The organism is Paenibacillus sp. 10L310 (genome assembly GCF_056395745.1).
In genome coordinates this window covers 1-9,398 of the sequence record NZ_JBFTKC010000037.1, presented here as the reverse complement: position 1 = coordinate 9,398, position 9,398 = coordinate 1, and the positions used below count along the sequence as shown (strand labels likewise).

General features: G+C 34.9%; 11 protein-coding genes. All 11 read right to left on the bottom strand.

From position 1 onward, the window contains the following. Positions 1–454: 454 nt before the first annotated feature. Positions 455–1,330 (bottom strand): DUF4435 domain-containing protein, encoded by an 876-nt coding sequence (locus tag AC1DE7_RS31420; protein ID WP_477535875.1) that lies wholly within the window; start codon positions 1,328–1,330, stop codon positions 455–457. A gap of 4 nt (positions 1,331–1,334) precedes the next feature. Beyond that, positions 1,335–2,696 carry an AAA family ATPase gene (locus tag AC1DE7_RS31415; RefSeq protein ID WP_477535874.1) on the bottom strand — a complete coding sequence of 454 codons (1,362 nt, stop codon included), beginning with the start codon at positions 2,694–2,696 and terminating at the stop codon, positions 1,335–1,337. Positions 2,697–3,153: 457 nt separating this feature from the next. Continuing rightward, on the bottom strand, positions 3,154–3,750 hold the full coding sequence (locus AC1DE7_RS31410; RefSeq protein WP_477535873.1) for a restriction endonuclease: 597 nt from the start codon (positions 3,748–3,750) through the stop codon (positions 3,154–3,156). A gap of 196 nt (positions 3,751–3,946) precedes the next feature. Continuing rightward, positions 3,947–4,579 carry a hypothetical protein gene (locus AC1DE7_RS31405; protein WP_477535872.1) on the bottom strand — a complete coding sequence of 211 codons (633 nt, stop codon included), beginning with the start codon at positions 4,577–4,579 and terminating at the stop codon, positions 3,947–3,949. A 184-nt stretch (positions 4,580–4,763) separates the two neighbouring features. Further along, a complete protein-coding gene (locus AC1DE7_RS31400) occupies positions 4,764–5,222 on the bottom strand; it encodes a VOC family protein (RefSeq protein WP_127545963.1) in 459 nt (152 codons plus the stop codon). Between the two features lie 88 nt (positions 5,223–5,310). After that, entirely contained in the window at positions 5,311–6,078 is a 768-nt protein-coding gene (locus tag AC1DE7_RS31395) for a nucleotidyltransferase domain-containing protein (protein WP_477535871.1), read from the bottom strand. A 201-nt stretch (positions 6,079–6,279) separates the two neighbouring features. Then, positions 6,280–6,879, bottom strand: a complete 600-nt coding sequence (locus tag AC1DE7_RS31390) for an HAD hydrolase family protein (protein ID WP_477535877.1) — start codon at positions 6,877–6,879, stop codon at positions 6,280–6,282. After that, on the bottom strand, positions 6,836–7,165 hold the full coding sequence (locus AC1DE7_RS31385) for an HAD hydrolase family protein (protein ID WP_477535876.1): 330 nt from the start codon (positions 7,163–7,165) through the stop codon (positions 6,836–6,838). Before AC1DE7_RS31385 ends, AC1DE7_RS31390 begins: the two co-directional genes overlap by 44 nt. Before the next feature lie 235 nt (positions 7,166–7,400). After that, positions 7,401–7,937, bottom strand: a complete 537-nt coding sequence (locus AC1DE7_RS31380) for a P-loop nucleotide/nucleoside kinase family protein (RefSeq protein ID WP_477535870.1) — start codon at positions 7,935–7,937, stop codon at positions 7,401–7,403. A gap of 270 nt (positions 7,938–8,207) precedes the next feature. Further along, positions 8,208–8,852: an HAD hydrolase-like protein gene (locus tag AC1DE7_RS31375; protein ID WP_127543641.1), complete on the bottom strand. Its 645-nt coding sequence runs from the start codon at positions 8,850–8,852 to the stop codon at positions 8,208–8,210. Positions 8,853–9,274: 422 nt separating this feature from the next. Beyond that, a complete protein-coding gene (locus AC1DE7_RS31370) occupies positions 9,275–9,385 on the bottom strand; it encodes a hypothetical protein (RefSeq protein ID WP_477535313.1) in 111 nt (36 codons plus the stop codon). Positions 9,386–9,398: the final 13 nt, after the last annotated feature.

Here is a 9,398-nt window from a genome sequence, read left to right as displayed (position 1 = left end):
GGACTAAGGTTAAAAGATTGTTGGTTAGAAATCATCCGAGACACCACCTGAAATTAATCAATTAATTATACAGGAAAACAGATATCCCTCCTCAAAAAAATGAGAAGGGATATCTGTTTATAGGATGTTGGACTTTTTCAGTGGCCTCGGTGAATACAGAAGTCATCTCATTGCTGCTTGATGAATAGTGGACCCTTTTCAAAACGATCCACAAATGGTGTCACAGTTCAAAATCTACCCTAAGACCCAATTCTTTTGTCGCTAATTTCCGCCCTTATATAGAACACAATAAAATGATTTTCAACCCTCATTCTATATTTGCCTAAACCTCTTTATGAAAACAGAAACGTGCTTTCCAGAAGTACTATTACAAACAGTGCTCTGTACGCTTCTACTCAACCGAGACGGCTTATTACACGCTCACAGCATACTTTACTGTGTTTTTTACGATTTTTCAAGCATATAATTCATTATAAAAATCTACTATAGAATTGAAATCTTGAAAAAAATTCTTCTTCGCTAATCTCAACTTATATGTGTCATTAGTACAATTAATTTTAGTTATTCTGTCCATTCTCTTCTTTAATAATGGTAATAAATGATCCTTGCCTGATACATATTTCAACAAAAATCCTTCTTCCGGAATTTTCTCCATTACTTCTTTTTTATTAGCTATATAATTCTCTTCTCCAATTTTTTCTATAATAAGATTCTCCAACTCATTAAATCTTTCTTCAACTTTATTTACATCTAGAGTCCCGTCTCCTGAAGAAACTAACTTACTAATGCTATAGTTTACAGTGGGCACGCCCAAACCAATTTTGTGAGCAATTGCATAGATCAAATATAATTTTTTGAATAAATTTTCATTAAAACTTATCCAATCTTCGAAAGCTAATAACTCTTCTAATTCAGTTTCATTTTTCTCAAGATCTTCCTCGTCTAGAAGCAGAACTAATGATGGTTCTTCAATCAGAAAATTTTCAACGCAATATCTTGGCAGTATGAATAAGTTTTTCAACTCATCTAACTTTCCAAATATATCTTCATTTTCTCCAGCAAGCATGTATAGATCGCCATCTATAATATAAATAGCTTTTTCCTTTTTCCTTTCATACATTGATTTTCTGCACTGATTCACAACTTCAATTCGTCCTCCTAAAGGGAATACATTATCTATGCTTTTTTCCTTAAAGGTTTTAATGAGCATCTCCCTGTAGATTTTTTTGGTAGACGAATCTTTATCTTCGATAAAGAAAATTATATCATTCCATTTTGTTAAAAACTTATGTTTAGAATATTTAGCCGCAGGCTTTCGCAATTCTCTCATTAATTCATTTCCTCCAGTTGTTAATTATCTTTTCATCAAAATCGTCTACGATATCTGGAGAATGCGTAGCCATTATAAATTGAGTCTTTGGACTATTCTCTATAATTGTAGATATAAAGGTTTGCTGCCATCTTAAATGCAATGACAATTCCGGCTCATCTATAATAAAGATTTTCTCTTCAGTATTAGGTTTGTTAAAAAAGGCATGTGCAAAAATTACTAGCAACTGCCTTTCTCCAGAAGACAAACTTGAAACTGGACATAAATTCCCATTTACCCTTTTAACAATTATCTTACCTAAAGAATCTAATTCTATATATTTATGAGAATCTATATAAAAATCATTAATTATTTCTAAAAATTTATATACTTTAGAATACATTTTGTCTGTTCGTTCTTTATGAGTCTGAACAATAGTTACCAAATCAAAAATTTTATCTATCTGGGCCATATTAAAAATTAATTCTATATTTACTGGAACTTCATCTTCCTCATCGCTGCTCTCATTCATAAGACTATTTAATCTATCAAAAAATTTATTCAATTCATTCGTTAAAATACGTTCCTTATCTTCAATTTTTGATAGCACTTCTAAAACTTCATCTTTTCTATTAAGTAAGTCTCTCTTTTTCTTCCAGTTTCTTAAACTCTCTGAAAATTCATCCATCCTAAATTCTCTATATTTGAAAGAAGAGAGAAGTAAATTCTCTTTCATTTTATCAATATTCCTTTGATCAGAATTTTTTATATTCCTATAAAAGTCTTGAATCAATACCTGAGCATCTGCCAATCCACTGTTTAGATTACCTTCATATAGCCTTCTATTTTTCACACTAGAATTGTATGATTCATCATACAAAAGTCTCTTGTTAGAAAGAACCTTAGACCCAAAATCGTCTAATTCAAATTTTCTTTCCAAACCTAAAAAAATGGGAGAGGAAAGAGAAATAATATATTCTACAATAGGATGTTTTCTATACTTAAGAGGCATTTCTTGTATTCTTTCGTAAATAAGAATTTCATTCCCTGTATTAGATAAATACTGCAATTCATTTTCTTCGATATTTTCTATCATTAATATTTCTTCAACTTCAGATGAAGTGATATAAATAAAATCTTTTGATTTTTCACATTTTAAAGTTATATTTTTTTTATTACGCTCTTTTTGAAATGTTAGAACTATCTCTTCAAATTCAATCATTATTAATTCTTTAAATGAAGGAGAAATCAAGGCTTGCATCAATTTTAAGGCAGTAGTTTTGCCAGATCCATTCTCACCAATCAATATAGATAAGTCATTATTGAAGTCTAGATTAATGTTCAAATAACCATGGATATTAGTAGCTTCAAATTTTACTAGCTTCATCTGAAAACTCCTTTTAATTTAGAATAAATAACAGGCTAAAAGTTCTCTAAATACATATTTTATAACATAAGATCCTCAAGACCTAGGTCGATAGACCTCATTCTTAGCATAGTATATCAAAATTACTTAAACCTGGAAACTCGTAATTTCATCTACATATTTCTTTTTATGTTTCAAATTTAATATGTATGTCTGTTTTACATATTTCAAAAATAAATCTTATAAAAAATTAATGAATTTCATATCAAATGATCTTCTACTTGTAGTGTTTTTTCAATACTTACCCTGTTCCCCCGGCCAAATTTAATGATCTTATAACGTTCCTGTATTCACGACGCTTGGCAAATGCCAAGTGTGTCCAGCAGCTCCTTCTTCCCCGAAATCCCTCTGCCGGACCGAGGGCGTATGCCTGATGCGTGAATATAATGTTATGTGAGGTTCTATCTGAAAGTTATATTTACTCAATCCTTTTAGGGATTCTTTTTATTATTTCCTCCCTGATTTTTAACAACATTTTCTCTGATGGATATATCTTTTTGTCAGGAAAATCAGTTAAATTAGTACTCCATTGATAGGCGTAAAACTCAGGAGATCGTTCAATAAATTCTGCGAGTATTGGATTCACTTGAGGATTGCCAGAAGCTTGAATATGCATAACAACCTTATCAAATATTTGTATCAGAGCAATGCCATGCTGCTTAGCATATTCCGCTGCTCCGCTTTGAAAACCAGAAGTAGAAATTAATATTCCTTTGTGTGCTCCTAAACTTCGTACCTTATCCGCTAAAACTACGATTTTTTCACGTTTTACGGGTCTTGTATAACGCTTACACTCAACAATTACCTTAAAACTTACAGACAAGGCGATAAATTCAGCCATAATATCTATTTGATATTCTCCATCACTGGTCTGAACTTTTTGATTATGAAGTATTGAAAAATCCTTAAGCTCTTCAGTCTCAGCATATACCTTCAATACTTCAAGACAATATTTTTCAAAATCCGTAGCTGAGATGCTAGCGACAAATCCACGGTACGGGTTTATTTCCAACACCTACTTTCATTTCTATGATGTTATCAACTTGAATCCAACTTTATTTTTCAGACTTTAAAAGCACTTGATATAATTTCACATAACATTTTGTGTTCACGACGACCGGGGAATGCCTGATACGTCTGGTTAAATACATTCTTCTGCTTATAGTTTCTACCCGACCAAGTAGCACTAGCGACGATGCTTAAACATCTTGTTAGGCAATATCGTTGCCCTCCATGATTACCCGTACATACTCATCCCAATTCTTATCATCTGTATTGATTTCTATTGTTGGCACTCTTGAGATTTGAGCTTGATGTCTTAATACATTTTGTATTCTTAATAATTCACTTACCGACGATCTTACTTCTTCTTCTGTTTTATAGATCCATTCTTCTGGTTGTCTACTTTTAATTCTTTCTTCTACGACTTCGGGCGAGATTGTAAGCAGAATACACCTGGCACCTAAAGACTCAAGCTGTTCTTCTATTTTATTTATCTCATCCAAATCCGAATCTACAAATGCAGCTCTATGATTTAAGTGAAACCTTTCCAGAACATAAAATAGTCCCCTAGATCCTCTAGATGCAGGACCAAGTTGAATTGCCCAATCGTTAAGTTTCTTGAGCATTTCAACTCGCTCTTTAAGTAACTCAGTGTGTTCTTCTCGCGTTAGACTCACATATTCTCCATGTTTATTATTCAAAATTTGAGTATAATGTTCTCCAAGGATAACTACGCTCCGTTCTGAGGATTCTTCTTGTGATTGATATCGTTTAATTGCTTTTAATACTGAGGTCTTCCCGACATTTGAGTACCCCTCAAGAATTACTCCTCTAATATGCATTTAAATCTCCTTCCACTAGCAATTATTCCGCCTAACCTTTCTGTATTCATACGTTCAACGTAGTTTAATATTTTTTTGAAGCGCTTTCATTCGGTAGACCAAGGCTCCGAAGGAGCCACAGCCTGAATATTATGTTACCTGATGCTGATACTTCTTTTAAATCCCCAAATACATTCTTTAGTTTTTATCTCTTCAAAAGGTCTTCCCATTCTTCGATTGATAATTTATTGGATATATTCTTTAAGTTTTCAGGGACACTTACAAAACACATTAATTCTAAACTATTTCCATCTGGATCATTGAAGTAGACTGAAGCGTTTCCCTGATTAGGCCTTACAAATGGATTTATTGAATCTCTTTTTCCAAATGGGACAGGCTCTATTTCTATTGATTGAAGCCATTTCACACTGTCTCGAAGATCTTCATAACTAACTCGAAATGCTATATGCCTTAATGATGGATGATAAGAAGTTTTATGCTCTTTGCCTTGCCATAGACCGACCCAACTCTTTTCTTTTTCAATCCAGAAGAACGCTGTATCTTCATCTCTCCAGGCCAGCTCTAATCCTAATTTAGAATAAAATTCGATAGATTGATGTAAGTTACTTACTGGTAAATGTGCTTCATACAACCCAAGTATCATATTTTCTCCTTTCAATCTTGCCAGTGATGTCCCGACGGACTTAGGGGCTGGATCGCTTCTCAGAGTGACTACGAGCGTCAATATGTTGTTAGCCAACTGAATTTCTGGAAGCAGCCATTGTATTTAGAGCGTTCTCAAAATAGCGATATACTTCATCTGCGATTTCCAGAAACTCTTCAGCAGATACATCGCTATCCAAGTAACAAGCATACAGATACTCAACTAAAGCGGCGTTAATCTCACAATAGTTTAATATGGCATTCTTCATCTTAATGATATCATCTTCCCATACCCCTGTATCTTCTAAAACCAAAGAATATAATGCACGAATTAATCTCTTAGAGTAACCTTTAATATATCTAGTTTTCATTGAGTGATCACTAACATTAGAAAGTGATCGATGTACACGATCTACTTCCTCCTTGGTATCTGTATTTAAGTCTAAAATGAATTCTGGAGAAATGTTGATCGGGGGTACTTTTTCACCAATGTCTTCCCCATGTATGCAAACACAAATAATCTTAATCCAAAAACCCCAATCATTCGGTCTACTTAATACATCATCAATCGAGCAAATGATCGTATCCATCTTAGTGACGAATGGATATTCTTCCAAAAGCCTGTCTTTAATCATTGACAATCTTTCGTAATCAATATCTTCGGGATTTGCACATACAATAGTAAAGTCTGCATCTGACTTAAAAGGGTGAGCTGTTCCTTTTGGAATCGAGCCACACATATAAATGCTATGAATCTTACCTTTAAATTCGTTAAGTATATGATCTATATACTTATCAACCAAATCCTTATATTCACTTTGTATTGTAATTCTATTTATAACTTTTTCTAATATCATATAGACTCCTCCTAAAATAAGAACTTCTTTCGGCTAACGTTGTTGTATTCCTGACGTTCAAGCAGCTTACCGTAGGGAACGAGTCAATAGACTTAGCTGATTGAATGTGTCGCCTTAATCAACTTCTCCGATATCCTTCTTGGCGACCGAGGAGCAAGTGCGACGGTGTATGAATGTACTGTTAGATAAAGTAACCTTGAGTTACCCACAAAATCTTTCTAGACTTACAGCAACACCGTTTTCATCATTATTAACGGTTATTTCATCAGCGATTTCCTTCAATTCCCTAATCGCATTTCCCATAGCAATAGAATATCCCGCCATCTTAAAGAGGCCTACATCATTATGATCATCACCAAATACAATAACGGAATCCAATTCTACATTATATAATTCACAGAGTTTAGTAATTGCCATTTCCTTAGATGCCAGAAGAGGCATGATTTGTACTAATTTATTATTATCCGTAATTAGTATATTCACTCTACCCTCGAATTTTTCAAACAATCCAGAATTGTGATTATTGCCAGTCAGAAGTATCTTCGTGGCATCATATTGCTTTATTTCTTTTAAGGGTTTTACTATGGGGTTTGATTGTGTGTTCATTGAGCTCATATAATCAAGCTCTCTTAAACTAAACCACTCATCCTTCACTTCCATAGTCAGTTCAATTTGAGGGTCACACTTCAAACAGTAATCAAGAATTTCTGTAGTTACATTAGCAGGGATTGATTCATTAATTTCTATCTTGGTTTCCTTACATATCACTTGAGCTCCGTTGTAATATACAAAAGCTCCGATATCTACTTAATCCTTGTGGAAGCAAACAATTAACCGCCCTGGGCGGTCGAGCTGTTGCAAATATTATTCTCATTCCTTTCTGATAACAAGATAAGACCGCATCTACGTTTCTCTTAGATACTTCTTTTTTTGAATTTAATAATGTTCCGTCCAAGTCAAGAACTACAGTTGAATACTTCAATGAATCAACTCCCAATATAAACTGCTTCGTTATTTTATTTACCGTTGTTGTATTTACGAACCCGAGAGACTTAAAGGAGCGACTGGGTCGAAGACTTATCCTCACAGGAGTTGTCTGCTGGATACTACTTCCTCGAAACCCCACTGACAGCCCAAGGGGCTTAGCCCCTCAGTGTGAATACGGTGTTGGCAAGATTTTTGGGGCTTCTTCGAGCTACTTTCAATGAATTTACGACTTTCAATGTGCTTGGTTCATTAAGATTGAGATATATTCTTCATCTTTAAGCCTTGTCACCGATGTCAGCGCCTTCATTGAAACCTCAACACATTAGTCACTTTGATTATTCTTTAGCTTCTATGATAATTTCCCCTTCTCCAGAAGGCACTTCAAAACCCTTGAGGAAAGAAGATAAAATTTCTTCTGTTATTGTAAACGCAGCATTAGCATCGAATCGCTGGCTCCGAATGCGAAGTCGTTCACGCAAATCATTAGGATTAACTTTCAAATAAACCAGTTTCCACTCTCCTCCTCCATCTTCAATTAGCTTCTTATATTCATTTCGTCTCTTCTGCTGCCAAAAACTGAAATCAATAACCACATTGCGCTTTTCATTCAAAAGATTTACTAGTTCATTACGCAGCTTTAACTCCGCTTTAATTTTTAGTTGCTCATAGATTTCAATTGGATAATCAATTCCGTAACGACCATTTGTAGCCCAAATTTCTTCATCAATAGAGAGACGTACAAAGCCCCTCTGCTCTAATCGTTGAGCAAATGTTGTTTTTCCCGATCCAGCCACACCACACATCATTATTACTAATGGAACGGAAACATCTGCTTGATAGATAAAATCGTCTATTTCATGATTATTACGCACTCAAATTCTCCTTTCATCTTTGAGTCAGGTTAATATTCTCTGGAGTCCCCATTATGTCTCTTAATAGAAATTTGTATTTTTCTTATTTACGCTGATTTCCGATTACGTTCCTGTATTCATGAACCCCGAAGGGGTTGTCTGCTGATATTCCTCTTCGAAATCCTTCCAGCAGATCAAGGCTCCGTCAGGAGCCGCTGCGTGAATATCATGTTATATGATGTCAGCGTCTTCTTCGAAAATACTTACACAAATATTCCACTTCCCATGATGTTAAATATATTTTTTCAATTCAAGTAAATCATCAATAATATAATCCGCTTGTTTAAGCTCCCGTTCTTGGGCAAAGTCAAATCGAACACCGAAAGCCTTCAATCCATTGTTTTTTGCTGCTTTGATATCAGAGATCCTGTCGCCAACTACAGCAGCATTGTTGATGTGATATTTCATAAGGATAGATCTAACTAAGTCATCCTTATTCTGAGTCTCTATTTGTTGGATGCTAAAGGTTTCTGTCACCCAATTATTTAACTTGTAACAGTTAACAATAGCATTGAGGTATTCGATTAGTCCATTACTTGCAATAAAAATTAAGCAGCCTTCCTGTTTTAAAAAATCAAAGATTTCGTTGACATGAGGATATAGGGCGCCATTGCCATTATTAATATTTGCAATTAGCTTCTCTAGGAAGATCTCGTCCACATTTCGTCTGATTTCAGTTGAATGGTTCGGTAGTAACGTTTCCCAAACTGCTGGTAGAGGAACTCCCATAATTTCACGATATTTTTGAGTCGGAGTTTCACTCGACCATTCATTACGAGACCTCAAGACAGAAAACGTTTCTTCTAACGATAACTCTAAGATTTTGTTTGTTTGAAATAGTGTACCATCCATATCGAAAATAACCGCTTCCAGCATGATTTCACTCCTATTCAGAGTTTGAATAATTTATTTTGTATTTTTATACGCTGATTTCCTATAACGTTGCTGTATCCACGACGCCCCACCGACTTAAACCACGTTAGGGGCGGCCGCGATGCGGTTAGTCGGTGCGGATGTGTCCGCCTGATTCCACTTTCCTGCCAATTCCCTACGGGCTGACCCAGGGAGCGTAAGGACCCAAAGCTTGGATATAATGTTATCTGACGTAAACCTCTACTGTGAATTAGCTATAATCTTCTTTGTTAAGTTAAACTCATGACGGCATTCATAGTAATAACTTTTGAGTTTATATCCCCCAGCTTTAAATACAGGCTTATGTTGATACCACACTATAATTAGCGTTCCTTCAAAAAGAATTCTACGAAGGGTATAATGGACCTATGTCAAAAAAGTAGACACTACGCTGCGGATTTGTCCGTAAATTTCATCGCAAAACGAGCAGGGGAAAGATACCCTAGCGCGCCATGCATTCGCTTGCGGTTGTAATAGAACTCGATGTACTGGTAGATGGCAGTATAAGCC

Coding starts and splice junctions, on each gene's coding strand:
- AC1DE7_RS31400 (WP_127545963.1), bottom strand. CDS start 5,222: ATGATACTTGGGTTGTATGAAGCACATTTACCAGTAAGTAACTTACAT.
- AC1DE7_RS31405 (WP_477535872.1), bottom strand. CDS start 4,579: ATGCATATTAGAGGAGTAATTCTTGAGGGGTACTCAAATGTCGGGAAG.
- AC1DE7_RS31395 (WP_477535871.1), bottom strand. CDS start 6,078: ATGATATTAGAAAAAGTTATAAATAGAATTACAATACAAAGTGAATAT.
- AC1DE7_RS31420 (WP_477535875.1), bottom strand. CDS start 1,330: ATGAGAGAATTGCGAAAGCCTGCGGCTAAATATTCTAAACATAAGTTT.
- AC1DE7_RS31375 (WP_127543641.1), bottom strand. CDS start 8,852: ATGCTGGAAGCGGTTATTTTCGATATGGATGGTACACTATTTCAAACA.
- AC1DE7_RS31415 (WP_477535874.1), bottom strand. CDS start 2,696: ATGAAGCTAGTAAAATTTGAAGCTACTAATATCCATGGTTATTTGAAC.